This is a genomic window from Flavobacteriales bacterium (assembly GCA_016712535.1).
GTDB lineage: Bacteria > Bacteroidota > Bacteroidia > Flavobacteriales_F > PHOS-HE28 > PHOS-HE28.
Genome location: JADJQW010000002.1, coordinates 44,494 through 70,754 on the forward strand (window position 1 = coordinate 44,494; position 26,261 = coordinate 70,754).

General features: G+C 62.9%; 15 protein-coding genes. 5 read left to right on the top strand and 10 right to left on the bottom strand.

Features of this window, described 5'->3' with window-relative positions; translation table 11 throughout:
• Nucleotides 1-27: 27 nt before the first annotated feature.
• Nucleotides 28-4,233 carry an FG-GAP repeat protein gene (locus IPK70_00220; protein MBK8225581.1) on the top strand — a complete coding sequence of 1,402 codons (4,206 nt, stop codon included), beginning with the start codon at nucleotides 28-30 and terminating at the stop codon, nucleotides 4,231-4,233.
• A gap of 43 nt (nucleotides 4,234-4,276) precedes the next feature.
• Here the strand turns inward: IPK70_00220 and IPK70_00225 are convergent, their stop codons facing one another.
• From IPK70_00225 to IPK70_00245, 5 genes are all read right to left on the bottom strand, one after another.
• Nucleotides 4,277-4,411 carry a hypothetical protein gene (locus IPK70_00225; GenBank protein ID MBK8225582.1) on the bottom strand — a complete coding sequence of 45 codons (135 nt, stop codon included), beginning with the start codon at nucleotides 4,409-4,411 and terminating at the stop codon, nucleotides 4,277-4,279.
• A 39-nt stretch (nucleotides 4,412-4,450) separates the two neighbouring features.
• Nucleotides 4,451-4,597, bottom strand: coding sequence for a hypothetical protein (locus IPK70_00230; GenBank protein MBK8225583.1), 147 nt, complete (start codon nucleotides 4,595-4,597; stop codon nucleotides 4,451-4,453).
• 221 nt (nucleotides 4,598-4,818) lie between these two features.
• Nucleotides 4,819-6,723, bottom strand: coding sequence for a hypothetical protein (locus IPK70_00235; protein MBK8225584.1), 1,905 nt, complete (start codon nucleotides 6,721-6,723; stop codon nucleotides 4,819-4,821).
• A 277-nt stretch (nucleotides 6,724-7,000) separates the two neighbouring features.
• Complete coding sequence (locus IPK70_00240; GenBank protein MBK8225585.1) at nucleotides 7,001-7,138, bottom strand: hypothetical protein; 138 nt, start codon at nucleotides 7,136-7,138, stop codon at nucleotides 7,001-7,003.
• A 472-nt stretch (nucleotides 7,139-7,610) separates the two neighbouring features.
• On the bottom strand, nucleotides 7,611-8,360 hold the full coding sequence (locus IPK70_00245; protein ID MBK8225586.1) for a response regulator: 750 nt from the start codon (nucleotides 8,358-8,360) through the stop codon (nucleotides 7,611-7,613).
• Between the two features lie 192 nt (nucleotides 8,361-8,552).
• Between IPK70_00245 and asnS the strand changes: the two genes are divergently transcribed.
• A complete protein-coding gene (asnS, locus tag IPK70_00250; protein ID MBK8225587.1) occupies nucleotides 8,553-10,010 on the top strand; it encodes an asparagine--tRNA ligase in 1,458 nt (485 codons plus the stop codon).
• On the opposite strand, the gene ygiD is transcribed toward asnS, so the two are convergent.
• Nucleotides 10,007-10,837, bottom strand: a complete 831-nt coding sequence (gene ygiD, locus IPK70_00255) for a 4,5-DOPA dioxygenase extradiol (protein MBK8225588.1) — start codon at nucleotides 10,835-10,837, stop codon at nucleotides 10,007-10,009. The genes asnS and ygiD overlap by 4 nt on opposite strands.
• A gap of 138 nt (nucleotides 10,838-10,975) precedes the next feature.
• Here ygiD and IPK70_00260 point away from each other — a divergent pair, with 138 nt between their 5' ends.
• Nucleotides 10,976-11,335 carry an arsenate reductase gene (locus IPK70_00260; protein MBK8225589.1) on the top strand — a complete coding sequence of 120 codons (360 nt, stop codon included), beginning with the start codon at nucleotides 10,976-10,978 and terminating at the stop codon, nucleotides 11,333-11,335.
• Nucleotides 11,336-11,426: 91 nt separating this feature from the next.
• On the opposite strand, the gene IPK70_00265 is transcribed toward IPK70_00260, so the two are convergent.
• The 4 genes from IPK70_00265 to IPK70_00280 form a co-directional block, all read right to left on the bottom strand.
• Nucleotides 11,427-13,139, bottom strand: coding sequence for a hypothetical protein (locus IPK70_00265; GenBank protein MBK8225590.1), 1,713 nt, complete (start codon nucleotides 13,137-13,139; stop codon nucleotides 11,427-11,429).
• 644 nt (nucleotides 13,140-13,783) lie between these two features.
• Entirely contained in the window at nucleotides 13,784-15,109 is a 1,326-nt protein-coding gene (locus tag IPK70_00270) for a carbohydrate binding domain-containing protein (protein ID MBK8225591.1), read from the bottom strand.
• A gap of 34 nt (nucleotides 15,110-15,143) precedes the next feature.
• On the bottom strand, nucleotides 15,144-16,421 hold the full coding sequence (locus IPK70_00275; protein ID MBK8225592.1) for a choice-of-anchor J domain-containing protein: 1,278 nt from the start codon (nucleotides 16,419-16,421) through the stop codon (nucleotides 15,144-15,146).
• Nucleotides 16,422-16,447: 26 nt separating this feature from the next.
• Nucleotides 16,448-19,006 carry a TonB-dependent receptor plug domain-containing protein gene (locus tag IPK70_00280; protein ID MBK8225593.1) on the bottom strand — a complete coding sequence of 853 codons (2,559 nt, stop codon included), beginning with the start codon at nucleotides 19,004-19,006 and terminating at the stop codon, nucleotides 16,448-16,450.
• Nucleotides 19,007-19,325: 319 nt separating this feature from the next.
• On the opposite strand from IPK70_00280, the gene IPK70_00285 reads away from it, so the two are divergent.
• Together IPK70_00285 and IPK70_00290 are read left to right on the top strand one after the other, a co-directional pair.
• Nucleotides 19,326-21,317, top strand: coding sequence for a hypothetical protein (locus IPK70_00285; GenBank protein MBK8225594.1), 1,992 nt, complete (start codon nucleotides 19,326-19,328; stop codon nucleotides 21,315-21,317).
• On the top strand, nucleotides 21,239-25,993 hold the full coding sequence (locus tag IPK70_00290) for a hypothetical protein (GenBank protein ID MBK8225595.1): 4,755 nt from the start codon (nucleotides 21,239-21,241) through the stop codon (nucleotides 25,991-25,993). Before IPK70_00285 ends, IPK70_00290 begins: the two co-directional genes overlap by 79 nt.
• Nucleotides 25,994-26,261 lie beyond the last annotated feature (268 nt).

A 26,261-nucleotide genomic window follows, 5' to 3' on the forward strand; every position in this document is an offset into this window, starting at 1 on the left:
CGCTTCCGGCAGTCCTTTTGCACCGCCATGAAACCGGTCCAGCGCATCCTTTCCACCTTGGCAACCCGGCTTTTCCAAGGCCTGGCGGGTTTGGCGGTCCTACTTGGCCCATGCTCGAACGGGGAACGGAACGAAGGCCTTGGTCCGGGTGGATGGATCGTTGATGGCGTTGGTTTGTCCGGCACAGGTTCGGCCATTAGCCTGGCCCCACCGGCTCCCGCCGCAAACGCGGGCTACACGCTCTCCAAGGAATTCCGGGCAAGTACCTGGACCAACCCACAAGGCCTGCGGGCCTCTGTTCGCGCCGATGGTGTGGTCCTGTCGCCCATACTTGAAGACACAGGGGCATGGAACGTGGCCCTCCTGCTGCATCGCATCGGTCGAGCGGAGGACTGGTCGGCTCCCATCGCAGAGCCGGAGATGGACCGAACGCATAGGCGCACCCTGGCCCGACATGGCGGCTTCGACCTGGAACAGGTGAACGGCGACGACGGAGTGCGCCAGAACTTCATCGTGCATCACCGGTCGAAGGGTGAGGGGCCGCTCCGGGTCGAGCTCGCCGTGGAAGGAGATCTGCGATGCAGGCATGCAGGAGGGGACCGTTTCGAATTCAGCGATACCGCCGGAACGGTTCGGATGCACTACAGCGACCTGCATGTCTGGGATGCGCAAGGCGATACGCTGAATGCCTGGGCCGCATGGGAGGATGAGCGCATCGTGCTCCTCGTGGATGAACGGGATGCAGCATATCCCATCACGGTGGACCCCTTGCTCACCACGCCTGTCTGGACCATGGACGGTGCCCAATCCAACAGCGAATTCGGCTGGAGCCTGGCGTCCGCGGGTGACGTGAACGGTGATGGTTACAGCGACATCATCGTCGGGCATCACGCCTATGACAATGGCCAGACGAACGAAGGACGGGTGGTGGTCTACCATGGCAGCGCGTCCGGGCCTTCCTCCACGCCAAGCTGGACCTATGAGTCGAACTCCGCGTCCGCACAGTTGGGGTACAGTGTTTCCACAGCCGGTGATGTAAACGGTGACGGCTACAGTGATGTGATCGTGGGCGCGCCCTACCTGGACAACGGCCAGACCGATGAGGGACGTGTCTATGTGTTCCATGGCAGCAGCAGCGGGCTATCGGCCACGCCGGACTGGACCTACGAGCGTGATCAGGCGACGGCCTATCTGGGGCGCAGCGTGGCCTGCGCTGGCGATGTGAACGGCGATGGGTACAGCGACATCATTTTCGGGGCACCGCTTTTCGACAACCCAGAGACCAACGAAGGGCGCGTGTTCGTGTTCCATGGCAGCGCCTCCGGCCTGCCCACATCGGTGAGCTGGATCACCGAGAGCAACCAGAACGATGCGAACGCCGGAGCCAGCGTGGCTTGCGCAGGCGATGTGAACGGTGATGGGTACAGCGACATCATCTATGGAGCGCCGCTGTATGACAACGGGCAGGCCGATGAAGGACGCGTGATAGTGCACCTCGGAAGCGCCACCGGCCTCCTCGCGGCCACGCACTGGACCATGGAGAGCAATCAGCCCGGCGCAGCCACGGGCACCAGCGTATCCAGCGCCGGCGACGTGAACAACGATGGCTACAGTGATGTGGTCTTCGGCAGCCCGCTCTGGGACAACGGGCAACCCGATGAAGGCGTGATCCAGATCGCCCGTGGCGGTTCCGCCGGCCTGACCGTGGTGCATCACAGCCTTGAGCCCAACAATGCAGGCGAGCAGCGCGGGACCAGCGTGGCCTGCGCGGGCGATGTGAACGGCGATGGATACGCCGATGTGATCTCCGGCTCGCCGCTGCACGCTAGCGGGGGCAGGATCGACCTGTTCAACGGTACCGCGACGGGGATCAGCGCCGCACCCACCACGATCCTCAGCACACAGCTCAACGCCCGCTTCGGGCGCAGCGTGGCCAGCGCAGGCGACATGAACGGGGATGGATTCAGCGATGTGATCGCCGGTGCGCAGTTCCATGATTTCGCCTTCACCAACGAGGGACGCGTGCGGTGTTATCCAGGTGCCCCCGCGTCCATTAACAACACGGCCGATCGCATGCTCATTGGGCCTGGTGGTGCTTCATCAACCTACGGCAGGTCCGTGGCCAGCGCTGGCGATGTGAACGGCGATGGATACAGCGATGTCATCATCGGCGCTCCGAACCAACGTACCGCCTACGTCCATTATGGGTCTCCTGCGGGCACCTCGCTCGTGGCTGACCGCACATATACCCAGGGCGGCATCGGCGGCTATGGCTACTGCGTTTCCGGCGCAGGCGATGTGAACGGCGATGGTTTCAGCGACATCATCATCGGTGCTGATCTAGGAGGTACGGTGCATGTCTACCACGGTTCGTCCGCCGGACTGCCGCCTGCACCGAACTGGACCGTTTCAGGCACGGTGAACACCCGCTTCGGGTTCAGTGTGAGCTGCGCGGGCGATGTGAATGCCGACGGCTATGCCGATGTGATCATCGGGCAGCCCGGGCATATCTCGAATGCCGGCCGCGTAACGGTCTACCACGGCAGCCCTTCCGGGCTAAGCACTACGCCCAGCTGGGTATCGGCCCCCTTTGTTGCCCCCCTCCTCCCCAACAGCTATTACGGCGAAGGGGTTGACGGTGCCGGAGACGTGAACGGCGACGGCTACAGCGACGTGATCATCGGTGCAGGCGGTTACAATGGCGATCGGGGCCGAGTGGTGATCTTCCATGGTGGGCCTGCAGGCCTGTCGGCATTGCCGGCGTCCGTCTACGATCATGCGGTCAGCGGGCAACGTTTCGGCTCCAACCCGCACAGCGGAGCGTGCGCCGGAGGAGCCGGCGATGTGAACGGCGATGGATACAGCGATGTGATCATGGCCCGGATGGGCTTCCAGGCGCACATCCATCACGGCGGGCCCTCCGGTGCGTCCGCAACCCCCTCCTGGAGTTCAAGCATCATCGGTGGTGGTTTCTACGGCGCCACGGTGGCGAGCGCGGGCGATCTGAACGCCGATGGCTACAGCGATGTGGTGGTCAGTGATTGCGCTGTGGGGGCCAAGATCTACTTCGGAGGGCAGTGGGGGTTGGGCGGCCCCATCTTCGGTGCGCCCACCAACGTGCCGGACTTGACCATCCCGGGCTCCAGCATGCACAGTGCGGCCGGGGCGGGCGATGTGAACGGGGACGGGTACAGCGATGTGGTGATCGGACAGTACGGGCCGAGCCTCGCCTTCGTCCACTTCGGCAACACGAGCTCAACCCTCGCCCGAGGCCACTTCAGGCTCTATGAGACGAACCTGACCACACCGATCACTGCAGCGAACATCCCCATCCCGCAATTCGGGGCGGGGCTTTTCGTGCGTCCCTTCCTGGGCCGCTCCCGAACAAGACTCGTGTGGGAGACACGCATCCAAGGAGCGGCTTTCAGCACGGGCAGCAACGGGCTGGTGAACAACAGCACGGCCTTCACCGCCCAGCAGGCCGTGCTCACCGCCGGAGCGGTCGCCGGTGTTGAGCTGAAGAACCTGGTGGATAAGCCCGGCGGAGGGAGCGGCCTCACCGCCACGAAGGTGCGCGCCAGGGTCCGTTACGATCCGGTCACGGCCATCACCGGACAGGTCTTCGGCCCCTGGCGCTACATGCCGGGATACCAGGATGGCCTAGGCACCCACAATAATGTGCCACTGCCCGTGGAGCTGCTGCGCTTCGATGCGACCTGCAAGGGCGGCGTGGTGGAACTCACCTGGGCCACCGGTACCGAAGAGAACAGCAGCCACTTCCTGGTGCAGCGGAGCGATGATGCGATCAACTGGACCGAAGTCGCGCGCGTGCCCGCTGCTGGTCACAGCCATCAACTGATGGAGTACTCCTGTCAGGATCCTGGCGCCCGAAGCGGTGGAACGATTTTCTACCGGTTGGTTCAGGTTGACCTGGATGGCGAAACGTCCGTGCTGCCCTCTGCTGCGGCGCAGCCCTGCGCGAGAACACCGGGCATCTTCTTCCCGAACCCAACCCACGATCTGGTCAACGTCGATCTGGGTGAATCGAACGGGGCGATTGCCCGGATAGTCATCCTGGATGCGCTTGGCCGAACGGTCGTCTCGAGGACTCAAGCCGAGGTTGAAGGTCCGTTGTCGATCAGCATGGTTGATTTGCCCAATGGAAGCTATACCCTGATGGGCTTCGACACCTATGGTGGCATCCTTTTCAGCGATCGGGTCGTGAAGCAGTGAGTCGCAGGAGGACTGTGAACGAGCCGTTAACGCCAGGACCACTTCATCTCCGGTTCCCGGAGGAGCGCGCACTAGTTGGATCACCGATGGGGATGCAGCCCATCTGATCCCCCATGATCACGTCCGGGGCATCGATCGCGGAGATCTTGTCAATGCGGACGATGAAGCTGCGGTGCACGCGCATGAACTTCTCCGGCGGCAGTCCCGATACGAGGTCCTACATGGTGCCGTGCATTAAGTAGCGGCACTCCGTCAGAAGCACCGAGAAGTAATCCTTGAGCGCCGAGATGAAGTGGATGTCCTCCAGGGCCATGCGCCCCGGACAGCCCTCGTGCTTCAGGAAAAGCGCATCCAGCGGCTTCATCGCCTCCAAAGGAGCTGCTCTGAAACGGAAGTCCGAAGCCGTCAGCCGTTCACCCTGTTTTCCCCTGACCGATACCGATCGCTGACCCGGCACCCTTGGCTCCGAGGAGAACGGCCGCTTGGGGATGGAGGTGCGGCGCGACCGATCACGTCCTCCCTCTTATAGCCCAAGGAAAGCAGCATGGGCCGGGCGCGTCAACGGATGCTGTACTTAGGAGTCCGTCAGAATTCCACACCACGGAAAATCTCATCGCGTATCCAATTGTACTTGCGTCGCAAAAGGGTATTACCCATTGCAAGGTCCTGCTGTATCCAAGTACGCATCTGGCCGCCATTATTGATGTACTCGTGAACCGCATAAATGAATGAGTGCTCGCGTCCGGTCATATCGTAGTTGCCTCCCCAACCAACGAATCCTGGGCAACGCGCCACATCCCCGCAATTCGTGCCTGTTCCTTCATTGAATAGTGCGTGGGCTTGCTGTCGCGCCCCCAATTGAATCGCGGTAAGCGCATTCTCCTGCGTCGGGAAGGGGCAATCATTGCAGATGCCCATTGGGAAGGTGAGGTAATGCCCGAGCTCTTCCCAATAGACGGTGTGGTCCACATCATAGTTCATCCAGGGCCCTGCGCAGAAGTAGATGGGGCCCGACTCTTTCATGATAACCGGCATGCGCGCAGTAGCGCAAGGCAGCGGGGTTCGTCCTTTGATGTGCCAATCGGGATGGTTGGCGCACATGTAACCGCCAACGCGCCTCCACTGGCCATCGATCAGCCACGCCGGCAGCACCCAGCTTCCGAATCCCAGCTCCGTGATGAACGGGCTATCGATGCTTGCTGCCGGTCCCAGTGCCACAGGCGCATCGGGATCTCCAGTACCGGCGCAGCCTTCACTGACCGGGGAGTGGAACAACTTGAACTCATCGTCCACAAGCTCTTGGAACCAGGTGCGGCTTAGCGCCTCGAACATGGCCCGTCCACGCTGGCTCGCAGCCGCGAACAAGTCGTTCCCATAATTCGGACGAGAAGTCCGACGCTCCTCGATCGGGATATGCGGTCTATGGTCGTAGGCGCAAAGCGCTGGCCGTCCTTCCGGCTTCATGGCATATCGGATCCGTTCATCCACGATCCATGGCATGGATGGATCGGCATCGTCCAAGCGGGCGTTGCTCAACCCACCGTCAGCGGTTCGCCACAAGGCAACCAGCTTGCTGCGGTATGCTGCCAACGCGGATCGGGTGTGCTCGCCTTGGGCCGAGTACTCCATGACCGGAATAGCGCGGGCACGGCCACCTTCCGCATCAATCATCCAATGCTGCAGGGCCTGCGTGGATCGCCCGGCAGAGTCCGGTGCGGCCTTGCGAGTGTCCAACAATACATGGTGACTGTAGGTGGCAGGAGGAAAAACCAGCTTCTTCGGTTGCGCCACGACATTGCTAATATCGTTGGTGCCGAAAGGGTAATGCCTCGTTTCCAACTCGGCAGGAGGATCCGCAGTCCCGGTATTCGCGAACGCCGTGACCTTGTTCGCGTAGCGCAGCACCATCACGGCCCCGGTTCCGAAACCGCTTCTCGGGGCCAATGTCCCGTCGACCGCACCCTGAAACTGGTGCCTCAGCGGAAAGCTGTAAGCGGTTCCACTTCGATAGTTCACAGTGGTCGGACCTGCGATGTGCAGGCAATGGGTGATGGTCTCCGTTCGACAGGTGCTGAAACGGCCTCGGACACTGCCATCTGTGGTCAAGGCGAAAGGGTTCGCAGACCATTGGCCATCGGTCCGTTGACATAAATAGAGATTGTCATCATCGCCGCGGTAGAAGACCTGTACGAACACCAGCGGTCCGGCGCGGAAAAAGTGCACTTCCGGAGAAGTCCGGGGCTCCGCCTCATCGGCGACGATCGTCCAATCGGACCACTCCCCAGGCTTCGTCGAATTCCGCACGGCAACCCTCCCCAGGCTATCCACAACCGCCATGATCAAACCGCGTGAGTCCTGGCTGATGGCTGGAGCGCAATGCGTGCCGATATCCTTGATCACCTCCCAGCGCCGCCCACAGCCATTGCATCCGGAAAGCAGCACGGAGGTGAGCAGCGCCCACCATGCGAGGGGTAGAAGCGATACGTGCATAAAACGAGTTTTCCCGAAGTAAGGGATTTCCCTGGTACCGGATTTCATGCCGCGTGAAGCACCAGCGTTCCCCGTTCGGTCCGCGCTCGCAAAAACGCTGTGTCATCAGATTCAGCCCCGTACATGAACCGTTCGGTGCTTACATCCCGTTTGCGCGCCTGTTGCGTCCCAATCCGCATGCTTCAACAGAGGTGCTCGGCTTCAAGGTGGGGAGCAGCGGCCACCCGCAAGGAAGAGAGAGGCTGTATGTGATGCCGATGAACCGAGTCGGCAGGCACTACTCATCCAGCCGCTTCAGCAGGTCCCCGTAGTACGAATCACCGATGGGGATGCAGCCCATCTGATCCCCCATGATCACGTCCGGGGCATCGATCGCGTAGATCTTGTCAATGCGGACGATGAAGCTGCGGTGCATGCGCATGAACTTCTCCGGCGGCAGTCCAGATACGAGGTCCTACATGGTGCCGTGCATTACGTAGCGGCACTCCTTCAGATGCACCGAGAAGAAATCCTTGAGCGCTGAGATGAAGTGGATGTCCTCCAGGGCCACGCGCCCCGGACAGCCCTCGTGTTCCAGGAAAGCGCATCCAGCGGCTTCATCGCCTCCAAAGGAGCTGCTCTGAAACGGAATTCCGAAGCCGTCAGCCGTTCACCCTGTTTTCCCCTGTCCGATACCGATCGCTGACCCGGCACCCTTGGCTCCGAGGAGTACGGCCGCTTGGGGATGGAGGTGCGGCGCGACCGATCACGTCCTCCCCATGTCACCACGCGGAAAGGCGCTGGCAAAGGACTAAAAGGGAACTGGAGATAATCTTCGTCCAACGCGACGCGATGCGCTGAACTCATGGCCGATTGATGACAGGCAAGGCCACCAGCCTATATGAGCACTACTTCAGCGCCACGCGCTCGAGCAGCTTGCCGTAGTATGAATCGCCGATGGGGATGGACCCTTTGCCGTCCTCCATGATCACATGCGGGGCGTCGATGGCCTCCACCTTGTCGAGCCGGACGATGAAGCTGCGATGGATGCGCATGAACTTATCGGTGGGCAGGCGTGATTCGATGTGCTTCATGGTGCCATGCACGATGTAGCGCTTGTCCTTCACGTGCACGCTGAAGTAGTCCTTGAGCGCGGAGATGTAGTACACATCCTCCAGCGCCACGCGAACCTGCCGGCCCTGATGCTTGAGGAAGAGCGGGCCCGTGGAGGCCTCACGTGTGGCCAGCTCATGCAGCTGGTCGCGCTCGCGGCGCACCTCCGCATCGTGGATGTGCTTGTGCAAGGCCATCTCGATCGCCGCTTGCACCTCCACCACTTTGAAGGGCTTCACGATGTAGCCGTACGGCTCAGCGATTCGCGCTTTGTTCAGCGTGGCCTCGTCGCTGTATGCCGTGAGGAAGATCACCGGCAGGCCAAGCTCACCTCCGATCACCATGGCGGCTTCAATGCCGCTCATGTCGCCCTTGAGCATGATGTCCATGAGCACCAGGTCGGGGCGCTCCTTTTCAGCTACGTCGATCGCGGCCTGGCCCTCGGCCACGGAACCCGCGATCTCGTATCCTAACTGGATCAGCGTGCGCTCAATGTCCTTGCGCACGATTCCTTCATCCTCTACCACCAGGATCCTGCTCGGCATGCTTGCTTGGTTTTGGCGTCCAACGAAGCGTTAGCGGCAACGTTAGGATGCTTCGCCCGCGAAGTTGGTTCAAATCGCTCAACGGGCGGACGGCATCGACCGGAACGAGGCGTTGCGCGCCGCTCTCCATCTTTGCCAGCCTTCGCCCATCCGCGCACCGCATGGCCCGGGCAAAGCCTCAGCAGACCCCCCATGGACATCACCCCGATCAAATCCGTCCTTGACGACACCTCCCTCACCAGCACCACGCTCACCGTGGCCGGCTGGGTGCGCACCTTCCGCAACGACCGCTTCATCGCCCTGAACGACGGCAGCACCATCCGCAACCTGCAGTGCGTGATCGATCAGGAGAATGTTGATGCGGCCACGCGCGCGCGCTTCACCACGAGCGCCGCCGTGAAATGCACAGGCGCGATCATGGAGAGCAAGGGCAGCGGGCAGCGCGTGGAGATGCAGGTGACCGCCGTGGAAGTGCTCGGTGACAGCGATGCGGAGAGGTACCCCATCCAGCCGAAGAAGCACTCTTTGGAATTCCTGCGCGAGAACGCCCACCTGCGCTTCCGCACGAACACCTACAGCGCCGTATTCCGGATCCGTCACCAAGTGAGCTTCGGCATACACGAGTACTTCGACCTGAACGGCTACAACTATTTCCACTCCCCGATCATCACGGCGAGCGATGCGGAGGGCGCGGGCGAGATGTTCCGCGTGAGCACCTTGGATGCGAAGAGTCCGCCGCTGAACGAAGACGGCAGCGTGAACTGGAAGGAGGACTTCTTCGGAGCGGAGAGCCGCCTCACCGTGAGCGGTCAGCTGCAAGCAGAATCATCGGCGCTCGCGCTTGGCAAGGTGTACACGTTCGGCCCAACGTTCCGCGCCGAGAACAGCAACACCGCGCGCCACCTCGCGGAGTTCTGGATGATCGAGCCTGAGGCCGCCTTCATGGACCTGAAGGGCGACATGGACCTTGCCGAGGGATTGTGCAAGCACCTGATCGCCCGCGTGCTGAAGAACAGCATGGATGACCTGCAATTCCTCGATGCGCGCCTGAAGGAAGAGGAAGCCACCAAACCGAAGGAGCAACGGAGCGAGATGGGATTGATTGACCGCTTGAAGTTCGTGGTCGACAATCCCTTCGAGCGCATCACCTACACGGACGCGATCGAGATCCTGCTGCGGAGCAAGCCGCATCAGAAGAAGCAGTTCCAGTTCCCGGTGGAGTGGGGCATCGACCTGCAGAGCGAGCATGAGCGCTTCCTGGTGGAGAAGCACTTCAAGAAACCGGTGATCGTCACGGGCTATCCAGCCAAGATCAAGGCCTTCTACATGCGCACCAACGGCCCCGGCGACTTCGGCTACAGCGACAAGGGCACCACCGTGGCCGCCATGGACGTGCTCTTCCCGGGCATCGGCGAGATCATCGGCGGCAGCCAGCGCGAGGAACGCCTGGATGTGCTCGAAGCGCGCATGAAGGACATGAACGTGCCCGCTGAGGAGCTCTGGTGGTACCTTGACACGCGCCGCTTCGGCACCGTGCCGCACGCAGGCTTCGGCCTGGGCCTGGAGCGCTTCGTGCTCTTCGTCACCGGCATGGGCAACATCCGCGATGTGATCCCCTTCCCGCGGACGCCGAAGAGCGCGGAGTTCTAAGACCTCCCGATCCTTACGCTCGTCATCGTCAGCGAACCCGCCAGTGCCTGGTCGTTGAAGAGCGAGGCCTGCTCATCCTTCTGTTGCAGCGCCAGGGCGTAGAGCAAAGGCAGGAAGTGCTCGCTGCTGTTGATGGCCAGTTCGAAGGCCCGGCCCTGATCGCGGAATCCGATCAGCGGATCGTGGTCGCCAGTGGTGATGGCGCGCTTCATCTTCTCGCTGGCTTCCTGCGCCCAATCGAAGGCGAAAGGCTGATCGGACTTGTCCCAGGCCACCATGCCCAGGTTGTGCACCATGTTGCCGCTGCCGATGATGAGCACGCCTTTCTCGCGGAGGGAGGCAAGTTCCTTCGCCAGCGCGTAATGCTCCTCCGGTGAGAGCGACCGGTCGAGGCTCAATTGGATGATGGGCACATCGGCGTTCGGGTACAGGTGTTTCACAACGCTCCATGCGCCATGATCGAGGCCCCAACTCAGGTCCAGGCCCACGGATGCGCCCTTCACCGTTCGCTTCACCTCCCCAGCGAGCTCAGGGTCGCCGGGTGCCGGATACCGCACATCGAACAGCGCCTTGGGGAACCCGCCGAAGTCGTGGATGGTGCGCGGCATGGCCATCGCGGTCACGTAGGTGCCTCGCGTCTCCCAGTGCGCGCTCACGCAGATGATCGCTTGCGGTTTCGGAATCTCCGCCGCGACCCTCCGGAAGCCCTGCACGAATCCGTTCTCCTCGATGGCGTTCATCGGGCTGCCGTGACCGAGGAAGAGCACGGGCATGCGCTCGGTCGGGCCCAGCGGGTCGGTGATGCGCGAGAGCTCATTGAGGTTCATGGCGGCTCCGGCCAAGGGCAGCGCGGCGAGTGAGAGGAGGAAATCCTTGCGGTGCATGGCGGCGGAACAAAGTTGCGCCTGCGGTGTTCTGGACAGGTCGGAGGGGACGCCAAAAAAACGCAAGCAATCTTCGCCTCCATGCCCCGCCTCTTCTACTACCTCGGCACCTGCTCCACCTGCGAGCGCATCATGAAGGAGATCCCGAACCTGGAGAGTCTCACACTACGCGAGATCAAAGGTGATCCCATCACGGCGAAGGAACTCGACCAAATGAAAAAGCTCGCGGGCAGCTATGAGGCGCTCTTCAGCCGCATCGCGCTCAAGTACCGTGCGCTCGGGTTGAATGGAATGACGCTCTCCGAAAAGGACTACCGAAAGTGGATCCTGCAGGAGTACACCTTCCTGAAGCGGCCGGTGATGATCATCGACAAGGAGATCTTCATAGGGAATGCGCCGAAGGTGACAGCGGCGATGGCAGTGGCGAGCCGTGGGCTTTGAACCTCCAACGGTCTAGGGCTGGAGGTCATCAAGCGCGTGCTCGGGTTTCGGTTCCCTGCAGCGGGCGCAGGGACCAGACCAACCAGTCGCCCTAAGCTCCCTCCTCTTTGGTCTTTTTCCGGAAGAGCCCGCCGAACCAGTCCTTGAAATACCCGATGATGACCGCAATGCCGCCGAGGATCCCCCCGATGGCCGCGATATGGTCCTGAAGCCATTTGATCAGGTCGAATGGCTCGGTGACGGTGACCTCGAAGGTCAGGGTGTTGGTGGGGTTGATGGTCCACTTGCCGGTGTTGCAGTCCAGCGTGTAGGAGTTCACTTCAAGCGTGGTGCGGTCGTCCTTCAGCTTGGAGGGCGTCTTCTCGGCTGTGATGGACCACGTGAACACCAAGGTGTCAGAGCTGCGGATGGATTGGTCAGGGTTGGTGCCGGTGATCTTGAAGCACTCGTCCGGCGAGGACAGCATCAGGCGGAGGGAGTCGTTCACATACACCAGGCCATTCAGGCTCGCCCCTTTCTCTTCCACGCCTTGCTGGGAATTCGGTGATCCGGTATACACGGCGGGATCCACCTTCACTTTCATCACGTCAACATCACCCACATTCCATTCCGGTCGGGGCTTCGCGCTGGCCAGCACATGCAGGTTGCTGCAGCGATTCGCATGGGAATCGGATTTGATCAATGGCATGGACTGCTTGGCCTTGTACCCATGGCACTGGCAGTTGGCGTCGTACTTGTCCTCCACGGTGGCCGGATCACCATCGTCGCAGCGGGTGCCTTTCTTGGCAGTGCCGCCGGGCATGCCCAGGCAATCCTCCTCCAAGGAAGTGCCCGCGCATTTGCAATTGGCCGCCCAAACATCGTTCACGGTCTGCGGGTCGCCATCGTCGCAAGGCTCGCCCTGCACGTCAGGCCCGCCGGGGACTCCCTTGCAATCGGGTTTCTGCACACCGCCGGTGCATTCGCAACGGCGGTTGTATTTCTCCCCGATGGTCTCCGGGTCGCCATCCTCGCACGGTGCCCCAGGCGTGCATTGCTCAGGAATGCCGCGACAAGTGCAGTCCGCTAGCACCTTGTCCTTCTTCGTTCGCGGGTCGCCATCATCGCAGGGCTCGCCGGGTGCACAGGGCGGATCCGGATCCGGTGGCGGGGCCTGCTCCTCGGCCAATTCCCATTTAGGCGGCACGGAGCCATCGTTGGGCACCGATGCCGTTCGGCTGAAGGTCCGCCCGCCGATTCGATAGGTGAGCGTATAAGCATGGCCAGGCTCCACATGTACCAGCCCGTAGCCCTTGGTCATCGGTCGGGTCGATTTGACGAATGCACCATCACCTGTGGTCACGGTGAACACGGGTTCACCGTCCGTGGAAGCGGTGACGCCCTTGGCCTGCGCCAGCAGAGGCAATTTGCCCTTGGGCCCATCCTTCATCTTGGGCACCTTGTCGAACTGGATTTCCTTGATGATGGGCCGGAGCGGCGAAATGCGGTCCGCCACCACCGGCGAGTGAACGTGCCTCACCACACCGCCCAGCTGGTATTCCACTTCATAAGAGACGCCGGTCTTCAGCCTGGCCATGGCGAGGTAATACGCGCCACCTGGTTTGGAAACGTTGGCCTTCTGCGTGGAACCGTCATCGCCCATCACCGTGACCACCAGCTCCTTGCCAGCCTCCACCGGGTAGCCGGTGCAGATGTAGGTGACCTGATCGGTCTGCGCTGAGCCATGACCAGCAGCCACCAAGGCCCAGAAGGCCCAGAACAGCCTTCCGAAAACGATGGGCCTGACGCGGTTTCCTGACAACATGGCGAGTGCGAGGTAAGGCCCGAAAGTATCGTGTTCAGGCACATGGCCTAGGAGTTCGTCCGGTTTCTGGTACCGACCCCAATTCGGGCCGCAACACGGATTGCGGAAGAAACCGCACATTGAGGCCAAGGTCGTATCAGAAGCTCCAGCAGGGGAGCCCGCAACAGATTCAGCTCTTGAAGATGCTCCGAATGCCCACCGTGGCAATGGCGGAACTAAACAAGCTGGAAAGCACCTGCTTAAATCGATTCACGCTGTGGAGGGTCTCCTGTCGTACCGTGGGAGTGCATGTCATAAGCGCTAAGGAACTCGACCAAACGTAGAAGCTCGCAGGCAGCTACGAGGCGCTCCTCAGCCGCGTCACTTTGAAGTGCCGCGCGCTCGGTTCGGGTAAGTTGACACTCACGGAGATGGATTACCGCAAGCATATCCTGCAGGAATACACTTTCCTGAAGCGGCCGGTGATGATCATCGATAAGAAGATCCTCATCGGCAACGCGCCGAAGGTGAGGGCGGCGAGGGTGGTAGCGGCCAAGTCGATCAAGTCCGAAGGCCCCAGCGCACCGCTATCGATCGCACTCGATCATGAAGCAAGAAGCCCGCGCTGGCGATCCAACGCGGGCTTCGGGAATGCGTGCGTCCGCTCAGCGCTGCACCACCAGCTTAGCCTGGCGAAGAAGCGCACCATCGGCAACGCTCAGCGTGTAGGTGCCCGTAGGCAAAGCATCCACCATGAGCGCGCCATTCATCAGATTGCCCTGCTGCACGGTACGGCCCATCGCATCGCACAAAGCATAAGCGGCGCGTGCATCATCAGCGGCCACGCGCACCATATCGTTGGCGGGGTTGGGCCCGATGGCCACTGTTGAACGGCTCAGTTCGCCGACGCCCGTCACCACTTCCACATCGTCCACGAAACGCGGCAGGATCCGCCACTCGCTGAAGGCGTATTGGAGCACCCCGGCGATATCGTAGAACTGCCCCACAACGAAGGGATAAGCGTAGATCACGTCATCCACCAGCACCGGACCGCTGCCGTCGTCAACGGTGAACTGCCCGAAGGCGCCGGACACCGTGCAGTTCGCGGCTTCCACTTTCACGAACACGCTCTCGTAGGGTTCCGTGTTGCCATCGAGGGTGCTTATCAGGGTCGGAGCGAGCGCATTGCCGCTGGTGAGCGTCACCAGGTTCAGCACCGAAGCGAGCTGCGTCTGCCCGTTGAACTCCGTGACCGTTCCGGATACCGCAACTGAATCGCCGATGGCCAGCGCGCCCGGAGTGCCAAACACGAAGAGTCCGGTCCATGGGCCAGTGCCATCCTGCAGGTAGAAGCCATTGCCGAGCAAGGCGCTCACGATACCCTGCGTGAGCACGGTGATGCCGTTCATGGGCGAAGCTCCATCGGGAGCCGTGGTCTCTTGGATCTCGACGATGGTAGCGGGCGTGGGGGCAACGATCGCCAAGGCGGTGATCGTCACATCATCCACCACCAAGTGCTCGGGCGCCACGGTGCTCTGCACGCTGAGGATGAACTCGGCATTGCCGGCATCAACAGCCGCGATCACATTCAGCACGACCTCCTGCCAGGTGTTCCCGGTGGAGGTGGTGTACGATGTGTAAGGCGCATAGCCGCTGCCGGTGGGCCGGCCATCATACAGGCCCAACCGGATCTGGCCTTCTCCCCGCACCCAGAAGCGCACTTCGTATTCCTGGTTCGCCGTGACCGCCAGCACCTGCGTGGTGAAGCGCTGGTGGCCGGTGCCTTCCTTGATGAGCTGCACGGCGCTCGCGCCTCCGTGCACGTTAGCGGTCACTTGCACTACATCGGTCTGGATGATGTTGCTCTTGCTGCCGTACCAATCGGTGGGCAGCCCGGCGTTCCAGTCCTCGAATCCGCTGGTGAAGATCACTTGGCTGTGCGCCGCGAACGAGAACAGCGCCGTGAACGCGAGAAGGGTAATGTGTCTCATGGTCTGAAGGGTTAAAGGTGCTTTGTGGGAGCGATCATTGGATCGCAACGTCGTCGATGCGGAAGTTGGTGGTTTCACCTCCTGTGCCGCTGCCCGTGTAGCGGAAGCCGACCACGAAAGGCCCTGAGAACCCGCCGGGCAGAACCGTGCTCAGGTCGATGGGGCCGCTATCGACCCATACCTGATCCGCCGTTGAGGTATTGGCATACGGGAAGCCGGTGACCTGCGTCCAATTGGCGGTCGCGAGGTTGAGGCCCGTGTAGTTGGTGCTAACGAAAAGCGCGAAGGGGTCGTGCGAGGCAACGCCGAATCCGCGTTGGCTGCGGAAGCTCAGCAGCATGCCGGGCTGGTAGTTCACAGGTGCGGATACCAGCCACGAAACATCGCTGGCGTTGCTGCTCCCGAAGGCCGTGGCTTGCACAGCCATGTTGCCGCTCACGCTGTACCCTCGCCAGAACCGGCTGCCCACCTGAGCCTGGTTGTACCAGCAGTCCGTTGCGAAGTCGACATTGGTCACCGCGGTGGCGAAATCCTGGGCGAGGTTGGCAGCAGGAGCGCACGGCACCGGGCATGGCGCGCAACGGGTTCCGGTCATCTGAACCTCACTCACCTTCCGGATGAAGAGCTGCATCTCGTCATTGAACTGGCCAACCACGGCGATGATGCTTCCGTTGCCGCTGGGCAGCTGCTGTCCGGCGAAGTTGGCATAGCCACTGTTGCGCACCAGCACTGTTCCGGAGCAATCCGTGAGCGTACGGTTCAGGGTCTCCTGACCGGCAGCGTCCGCGTAGGTCAGGCCGTTGCACGCCTCGCTCACGATGAACTCAACGCCTTCGATCTTCACCAGACGGGCTTGCATCGCCGGCGTGATCTGCGCAAGGGTGACGAGCTCTGGCTGCTTCTCCACTCCGGCGGCTTGCTTCACCACATTGTTGTCAACGTCCACGTTGTCCAGCTGCAACAGTCCATTGTAGGCGCCGAGGATGGTGCCCGGCAGGTAGATGCGGATGCTATCGCCCTGATAGAGCCCCCCGCTGTTGATCAAGCGCAGCACGATGGCGCCGGTGTGGTCCTGCACGTAAACGTTCTTGTAGAGGTTGCCGCTCTCTTCATCAGCGGTCACCACGGCGTACACGCTGCTGTCGCCGGTGAAGGTGCGCTGCGTTCCGGTGTAGAGGGCGCGCAATTGAGCCACGGTCATCACCTGCCCAACGGGCAGCGTGCGCACGGGCGGTGAGTCGAGTTCCTTCTCGCAGCCCGCGAGGATCAGGAGCGCGGCGGCGGAGAGGGCGATGGCGATATTGCGGATCATCGGGTGATGCGGTTGTGCGTTGTTGTTCAGAAGCTGAAAGTGAGCATGGCGAAGTAGTTCCGGCCGAAGAGGTAGCTGTACTTCGGCGGGAAGCGGTCCGGGTCCATGCGGTCGTAGCGGAGCTGCTCGAAGCCGCCCACGCGGAATTCGCGGTTGTTGAGCACGTTGCTCACGCTCACGTTCACAGCCAAGCGGTATTTGCGCTTGAACATCCAGCTCTTGCCGGCGAAGAAGTCAACGGTGAGCTGGTCGTCGAGGCGCGTCTGGTTGAGCAGGCCGTCCCATTGCGGATCGCTGGTCACCAGGTTCTCCAGCGCTTCCTGCGTGCGGCGATCAGGGTTGGGGTCGAGGTAGATGTGGCGGAAGTGGTTGGCGCTGGCGCCCGCGAACCAGAATTTCGGCGAGTTGTAGCGCAACCCGAGTGAAGAGGCGCTCTGCGGCATGCCGCCCACGCGGTAGCCTTTCCAATAGACGGTGCGGTCCTGCGCGAACACTTCATCGCTGTTGTTGCGCGTCACGGTAGCCGTCGGGCGCGAATCGTAGCGGTAATCGCCGCCGGCATGAACGGCAGTGAGTTGCCACGTGCTGGTGAGGTTGGCCTCCACGCCGAGCTCAATGCCCTGGTGCACCTGGTCCACGCCGGTCATGGTGTAGTTCACGATGGTGAGGAACTCGTCGTGGTAATAGCTCCGGTTCCAGACCTGGTCGGCGATGCGCGAGTAGTAGAGCGTGGCCCGGCCTTTTACGCGTGGGGCCTTCAGCACGTAGCTCACATCGGCGCCGCTGGCGCGTTCCTGCGTCAAGCCGCTCACCACGGCATCGCGCACCCTCGGGGAGAGGTAGGCCACGCTGCCGGCCGGCGGGCGCACGATGTACGCGAGGTTGGCGGTCACGAAGTGGCGCCCGGTGATCTTGCCGATGAAGCCGCCCTTCAGGCCATAGCCCAAGAATCCCTGCTTCTCCGATTCACCGAACGAATTCTCCGGGAACCGACCGTTGCGCAGATTGCCTTCGCGCCAGAAGCTGGTTTGCGAGATGTTCGCGCCGAGGTAGGCCTCCACGCGCGTCCACTTGCGCTCCCATTGGCCGAAGAGGTCCGCCACGCGCGTATGGATGTTGTAGTCGTGGCCGAACACATCACCTTCTCGCACGAGCTTGTTGGTGGTGCTCAGGTCGTTCTGCGAAATCAGCGTGTCGTTGAAGTCGCGGTCTGCGAACTGGTCGATGTCGAGCCAGAAGTCGCCGCCCAGGAGATCGTCCATCACCCGGAAGTAGTGCGTCTTCTGCTGGTGGAAGCTCGCGCCGATGGTCAGGTGCGTGCGGTCGTTCAGGGCCTTGTCCCACACGCTGTTCAGGCCGAATCGCGTCGGGTCCTGACGCACCTCCTCCACCACATACTTGCTGCGGTTCCCCGTGACGGTGTTCCCTGCGATGCCGTTCGCGTTCTCCACTTGGTAGATGTTCTTCCGGTTGGCGAACCAGAATTGGTCCCAGTTGAGCTGACGCGTGTTCACATCGTTCTGCCAGGCATTCGTCTGCGGGCCGAACTGCTCCGCATCCTGGAACCGGAAATAGCTGGGCAGGTAGCGGTAGTAGTCCGGGCGCGGGTCCTTCGCATCGAACCAGTTCAGTCCGGTGAGGCCGTCGCGGCCGAAGGTGTAGTACGCCGAAGTGGTGAGGCGAGCTGCCGGGCTCACTTGCATGCGATGGGTGAGCAGGATCATCGGCTTGTGGTCGCGGCTCATCTTGGCATTGCGCTTCTGGCCGGCCTGATAGCCCCAGTTCGGATTGTACCAGGGATTATCCGTGAGGTCGTAGGCCTCTTGCACCGCCAAGGCTTGCCTGCCTTGCGTGATCGCAGCCCCGAACGCGCTCAGGCTGATCGAGTGGTTGGCGTTGATGCGCTTCTCGGCCCCGATGTAGTAGGAATAGGCGTCGAAGGGGGTGCCCTCCACATATCCTTCTTCGGCCCACCGCCGGGAACCGCTCACAGCGAACGACCAGCCCTTGGGGTTCATGCCAGTGGCGTAGGTGAACATCGCTCGATTGCGATAGGCGCGGTTGGCGCTGGCATACGACGCCCGGACTCCTTTCCGCAAGGCGCTCGGGCGGATGTCCATGTCCGTGGTGCCGCCGAGGCTTCCGAACACCAAACGGCTCGGACCAATGCCCGTGCGCACCTGCATCCATCGGGTCACATCATTCAGGCCCGCCCAATTGCTCCAAACGGCCCAACCCGTCTCCAGATCGTTCACCCGCACCCCGTTGATGGTGACGACGGTGTTCTCACCATCGTAGCCGCGGATGCGGAAGCGTGCCTGTCCGAAGTTGAAGCCAGCCACCGCCGTGAAGGGGTCGCGCGACGATTGCAGGATCCCGCTGATGTCCTGGTTGCCCAACTCGCCATCGAGGTCGTCGGTGGTAAGGGTAAAGACCGGCAGCTGCGGGCGATTGGCTGCCGAAGTGTCCGGCGGCGCTGGGTTCACCAACGTATCAATCTGCGCTTCCAGCCCGAAAGCGCACGCACACGCAAGCAGGACAAGCAGGGTGCGGCCAGCGGGGAATTGATGGCGGAGTAGTGTCATGAGGGCGAAGGGGGCGCCGGTGGTCGGTGAATCCGCGTCAGTCCTGAGGCAGGGCTGTTTCACGCGGGCGGCAAAAGTAGCCGCGCTCCGGTTGAATGATCAGGCATGAACGGGTTAATTCCATCAGGCGAACAGTTCATGTGGGATTCACGTTACAGCACCCTTCCTGATATTGCCTTAACCACCTGAAGGATAATGGGTTTGATTATCTTCGACGCCCTTTCGACCAGGCCCTGCCCAAGCGCAGGGGCGCATTGAAATGCCATTCACGGGAACCCTTCGGCGAATCGCTGCCTTTGCCACCTTGGCGATGGGGTTCGTGGCTGCCCGTGCCGATCACTTCAGCGGAGCGAACATCACTTATGTGTGCAATGGTGGGAATTCGTACACCATCACGCTCGACCTCTTCCTTGATTGCGCTGGAGCACCGCTCACGCCGCACGCGCTCAACTTCACGAACAACTGCGGCGTCAATTTCACGCTGAACAACATACCGTTGGTTCAGACCAACGAGGTCTCACAGCTATGCGGCTCTCAGTTGCTCAACAGCACGTGCAATGGCGGTACCCTGCCCGGCGTCATGCACTATCAGTTCCAGGTCACGCTCAATCTGGCGCCATGCAATAGCTGGAACATCAGCTGGGCGATATGCTGCCGTGCAGCAACGCAGAACGTGCAGCTCACCCCGGGCATGTACGTGAATGCCACGCTCAACAACCTGGGCGGCCTTTGCGACCAGTCGCCGCAGTTCGGCGATATGACGATTCCATACGTGTGCGTGGGTGAGCCGGTCTCCTACAATCCGGAGGTCACTGATGCCGACGGCAACACACTCGTCTACTCCTTCATCAGTGCACGGTTCGGAGCCCCCCTGCCGACGAACGTGACCTACCAACCCGGTTTCACTGCGGCCGTTCCCATTCCCGGCATCACGCTCGACACTAACACGGGCACCATCAATTTCACGCCAACCATCACAGGCCGCTATGTGGTAGCCTTACAGGTCGCCTCCTACAATGCCTTGGGCCAGCTCATCGGCACCGTGATGCGCGACTTCCTCTTCATCGTGATTCCCTGCACCGACCCACCTGCCGATAACGTGGGGCCCACCTCGATCACCAGCGGAGTGATCACCAGTGCCACTTCCGTGGAGATGTGCGACGGCGTGCCTTCATGCGTTGACCTCACTTTCACGGATGTGGATCCCTTGGCGGTGGTCACGCTCTCCTCCCAGATCACCGCCCAGCTGCCGGGTGCAACCTTCATCGTCAACGGCACGAACCCGGCCGTCGCCACCTTATGCTGGACGCCTGTGCTCGCGCTATCGCCCGTCGCGGTGCTCGTGGATGTGAACGACAACGCCTGCCCGCTGCAGAACCTTTCCAATTACCAGCTCACGATCAATGTGGTGGCGGCACCGCCTATTCCGCCGAATGCCGGAACCTCGACAGTTGTTGCCAGTTGCCCAGGCACCCCGCCTATCAATCTATTCGCCCAACTCGGGGGCGTCCCGCAAGCCGGTGGCGTATGGGTAGGTCCTGGCGGGGCGCATAACGGGACATTCGATCCGGCCACCGATGCTTTTGGGGTCTATACCTACACGGTTGGGAATGGCTGCCAGAACGCCTCGGCAACCGTAACGGTTAATCAAGGTGCGGCAGGCAACGCGGGCATTAACGGGAACATCACCGTGTGCGGCAATGGTGCATCGTTCTCCCTAATCGCGCAATTAGGCGGTACACCCACGGCAGGTGGTGCATGGAGCGGTCCTTCACCGGTGGTGGGCGGCAATTACAATCCGCCTGCGATGAATCCAGGCGTGTACACCTATACGGTGACTAACCCAGCGCCTTGCGCGAATTCGACCGCCACCGTGACGGTTGCAGAGAGCCCGCCACCGAATGCTGGAACCGATGGTGCGCTCGCCGCGTGCAGCAATGGTGCGGCAACGAGTCTTTTCGCCCAGCTAGGCGGTGCGCCGCAAGCAGGTGGAACATGGGCTGGTCCTTCACCAGTGCTCGGTGGCAATTACAACCCGGCCACGATGAACCCCGGCGCATACGTGTACACCGTGACCGGTGCGGCACCATGCGTGAACGCGACAGCGACGATCACCGTCACGGAGAACACGGCTACCAATGCGGGCACGAACGGCAATTTGACGATTTGCAGCAACGGAGCCGCGCAATCGCTCTTCGCCCAGTTAGGCGGTGCGCCGCAAGCGGGCGGAGCATGGGCTGGTCCCTCACCAGTGGTCGGCGGCAACTACAACCCGGCCACGATGACCCCGGTGCTTATGTGTACACCGTAACGGGCATCGCTCCGTGCGCGAACGCAACGGCAACTGTGAACGTGACCGAGAACGCAGCGACCAGCGCCGGTACCGACGGTGCGCTCACCGTGTGCAGCAACGGAGCCGCGCAATCGCTCTTCGCAGAACTGGGCGGTGCGCCGCAAGCTGGCGGGACTTGGAGCGGACCTAGCGCCGTGGTCGGAGGCAACTACGACCCGGCGACGATGAACCCGGGTGCCTATGTGTACACGGTGAACGGCATCGCACCGTGCGCGAACGCAACGGCAACTGTGAACGTGACCGAGAACGCAGCGACCAACGCCGGTACCGACGGTGCGCTCACCGTGTGCAGCAATGGAGCCGCGCAATCGCTCTTCGCAGCGCTGGGCGGTGCGCCGCAAGCTGGCGGGACTTGGAGCGGACCTAGCGCAGTGGTCGGAGGCAACTACGACCCGGCGACGATGACGCCGGGCGCATACGTGTACACGGTGAACGGCGTCGCGCCCTGCACGAACGCAACGGCCACGATCACCGTCACCGAGAACGCAGCGACCAACGCCGGTACCGACGGTGCGCTCACCGTGTGCAGCAACGGAGCCGCGCAATCGCTCTTCGCAGCGCTGGGCGGTGCGCCGCAAGCAGGCGGGACTTGGAGCGGACCTAGCGCCGTGGTCGGCGGCAACTACGATCCGGCGACGATGAACCCCGGTGCCTATGTGTACACGGTGACCGGCGTCGCGCCTTGCACGAACGCAACGGCAACTGTGAACGTCACCGAGAACGCAGCGACCAACGCCGGTACCGATGGTGCGCTCACCGTGTGCAGCGATGGAGCCGCGCAATCGCTCTTCGCAGCGCTGGGCGGTGCGCCGCAAGCGGGCGGGACTTGGAGCGGACCTAGCGCCGTGGCTGGCGGCAACTACGACCCGGCGACGATGACGCCAGGCGCATACGTGTACACGGTGAACGGCGTCGCGCCTTGCACGAACGCAACGGCCACGATCACCGTCACCGAGAACGCAGCGACCAACGCCGGTACCGACGGTGCGCTCACCGTGTGCAGCAACGGAGCCGCGCAATCGCTCTTCGCAGCGCTGGGCGGTGCGCCGCAAGCGGGCGGAGCATGGGCTGGTCCCTCACCAGTGGTCGGCGGCAACTACAACCCGGCCACGATGACCCCCGGTGCTTATGTGTACACCGTAACGGGCATCGCTCCGTGCGCGAACGCAACGGCAACTGTGAACGTGACCGAGAACGCAGCGACCAGCGCCGGTACCGACGGTGCGCTCACCGTGTGCAGCAACGGAGCCGCGCAATCGCTCTTCGCAGAACTGGGCGGTGCGCCGCAAGCAGGCGGGACTTGGAGCGGACCTAGCGTCGTGGTCGGAGGCAACTACGACCCGGCGACGATGAACCCGGGTGCCTATGTGTACACGGTGAACGGCATCGCACCGTGCGCGAACGCAACGGCAACTGTGAACGTGACCGAGAACGCAGCGACCAACGCCGGTACCGACGGTGCGCTCACCGTGTGCAGCAATGGAGCCGCGCAATCGCTCTTCGCAGCGCTGGGCGGTGCGCCGCAAGCTGGCGGGACTTGGAGCGGACCTAGCGCCGTGGTCGGAGGCAACTACGACCCGGCGACGATGACGCCAGGCGCATACGTGTACACGGTGAACGGCGTCGCGCCGTGCACGAACGCAACGGCCACGATCACCGTCACCGAGAACGCAGCGACCAACGCCGGTACCGACGGTGCGCTCACCGTGTGCAGCAACGGAGCCGCGCAATCGCTCTTCGCAGCGCTGGGCGGTGCGCCGCAAGCGGGCGGAGCATGGGCTGGTCCCTCACCCGTGGTCGGCGGCAACTACGATCCGGCGACGATGAACCCCGGTGCCTATGTGTACACGGTGACCGGCGTCGCGCCTTGCACGAACGCAACGGCAACTGTGAACGTCACCGAGAACGCAGCGACCAACGCCGGTACCGATGGTGCGCTCACCGTGTGCAGCAACGGAGCCGCGCAATCGCTCTTCGCAGCGCTGGGCGGTGCGCCGCAAGCGGGTGGGACCTGGAGCGGACCTTCTCCTGTCGTTGGCGGCAACTACGATCCCGCGACCATGGCGCCGGGCGCCTACACCTACACAGTGAACGGTGTGGCGCCCTGCACGAACGCGATGGCGACGATCACCGTCACCGAGAACGCAGCGACCAACGCCGGTACCGACGGTGCACTGACCGTGTGCAGCGATGGAGCCGCGCAATCGCTCTTCGCAGCGCTGGGCGGTGCGCCGCAAGCGGGCGGAGCATGGGCTGGTCCCTCACCCGTGGCTGGCGGCAACTACGATCCGGCGACGATGAACCCCGGTGCCTATGTGTACACGGTGAACGGCGTCGCGCCTTGCACGAACGCAACGGCCACGATCACCGTCACCGAGAACGCAGCGACCAACGCCGGTACCGATGGTGCGCTCACCGTGTGCAGCAACGGAGCCGCGCAATCGCTCTTCGCAGCACTGGGCGGTGCGCCGCAAGCTGGCGGGACTTGGAGCGGACCTAGCGCAGTGGTCGGAGGCAACTACGACCCGGCGACGATGACGCCAGGCGCATACATCTACACGGTGAACGGCGTCGCGCCGTGCACGAACGCAACGGCCACGATCACCGTCACCGAGAACGCAGCGACCAACGCCGGTACCGACGGTGCGCTCACCGTGTGCAGCAACGGAGCCGCGCAATCGCTCTTCGCAGCGCTGGGCGGTGCGCCGCAAGCAGGCGGGACTTGGAGCGGACCTAGCGCCGTGGTCGGAGGCAACTACGATCCGGCAACGATGACGCCAGGCGCATACATCTACACGGTGAACGGCGTCGCGCCTTGCACGAACGCTACGGCCACGATCACCGTCACCGAGAACGCAGCGACCAACGCCGGTACCGACGGTGCGCTCACCGTGTGCAGCAATGGAGCCGCGCAATCGCTCTTCGCAGCGCTGGGCGGTGCGCCGCAAGCAGGCGGGACTTGGAGCGGACCTAGCGCCGTGGTCGGAGGCAACTACGATCCGGCGACGATGAACCCCGGTGCCTATGTGTACACGGTGAACGGCGTCGCGCCTTGCACGAACGCAACGGCCACGATCACCGTCACCGAGAACGCAGCGACCAACGCCGGTACCGACGGTGCACTGACCGTGTGCAGCGATGGAGCCGCGCAATCGCTCTTCGCAGCGCTGGGCGGTGCGCCGCAAGCTGGCGGAGCATGGGCTGGTCCCTCTCCCGTGGCTGGCGGCAACTACGATCCGGCGACGATGAACCCCGGTGCCTATGTGTACACGGTGAACGGCGTCGCGCCTTGCACGAACGCAACGGCCACGATCACCGTCACCGAGAACGCAGCGACCAACGCCGGTACCGACGGTGCGCTCACCGTGTGCAGCGATGGAGCCGCGCAATCGCTCTTCGCAGCGCTGGGCGGTGCGCCGCAAGCGGGCGGAGCATGGGCTGGTCCCTCACCCGTGGCTGGCGGCAACTACGATCCGGCGACGATGACGCCAGGCGCATACGTGTACACGGTGAACGGCGTCGCGCCTTGCACGAACGCAACGGCCACGATCACCGTCACCGAGAACGCAGCGACCAACGCCGGTACTGACGGTGCGCTCACCGTGTGCAGCAACGGAGCCGCGCAATCGCTCTTCGCAGCGCTGGGCGGTGCGCCGCAAGCAGGCGGGACTTGGAGCGGACCTAGCGCCGTGGCCGGCGGGAACTATGATCCGGCGACGATGACGCCAGGCGCATACGTGTACACGGTGACCGGCGTCGCGCCTTGCACGAACGCATCAGCAACGGTGACCGTCACCGAGACGAGCTCGCCCAACGCGGGAACCAACGGCAGCGCCACGGCCTGCGGCAACGGAGCCGCGATCGACCTCTTCGCGCAGCTCGGCGGATCGCCCGATGCGGGCGGCACCTGGAGCGGACCATCAGCGGTGGTCGGCAGCAGCTACGATCCCGCCACGATGAACGCGGGCATCTACACCTACACCATCGCGGCGGTGGCGCCCTGCCTGGGCAGCAGTGCTACGGTGACGATCACCGAGAACGCGCCGGCCGATGCGGGCAGCGATGGCTCGATCACTGCCTGTGACGTTGGTGCCGCACAATCGCTCTTCGCAGCGCTGGGCGGTGCGCCGCAAGCAGGCGGAGCATGGAGCGGACCTAGCGCCGTGGCCGGCGGGAACTATGATCCGGCGACGATGACCCCAGGCGCATACATCTACACGGTGACCGGCGTCGCGCCTTGCACGAACGCATCAGCAACGGTGACCGTCACCGAGACGAGCTCGCCCAACGCGGGAACCAACGGCAGCGCCACGGCCTGCGGCAACGGAGCCGCGATCGACCTCTTCGCGCAGCTCGGCGGATCGCCCGATGCGGGCGGCACCTGGAGCGGACCATCAGCGGTGGTCGGCAGCAGCTACGATCCCGCCACGATGAACGCGGGCATCTACACCTACACCATCGCGGCGGTGGCGCCCTGCCTGGGCAGCAGTGCTACGGTGACGATCACCGAGAACGCGCCGGCCGATGCGGGCAGCGATGGCTCGATCACTGCCTGTGACGTTGGTGCCGCACAATCGCTCTTCGCAGCGCTGGGCGGTGCGCCGCAAGCAGGCGGAGCATGGAGCGGGACCTAGCGCCGTGGCCGGCGGGAACTATGATCCGGCGACGATGACCCCAGGCGCATACATCTACACGGTGACCGGCGTCGCGCCTTGCACGAACGCATCAGCAACGGTGACCGTCACCGAGACGAGCGCGCCCAACGCGGGAACCAACGGCAGCGCCATCGGCCTGCGGCAACGGAGCCGCGATCGACCTCTTCGCGCAGCTCGGCGGATCGCCCGATGCCGGCGGCACCTGGAGCGGACCATCAGCGGTGGTCGGCAGCAGCTACGATCCCGC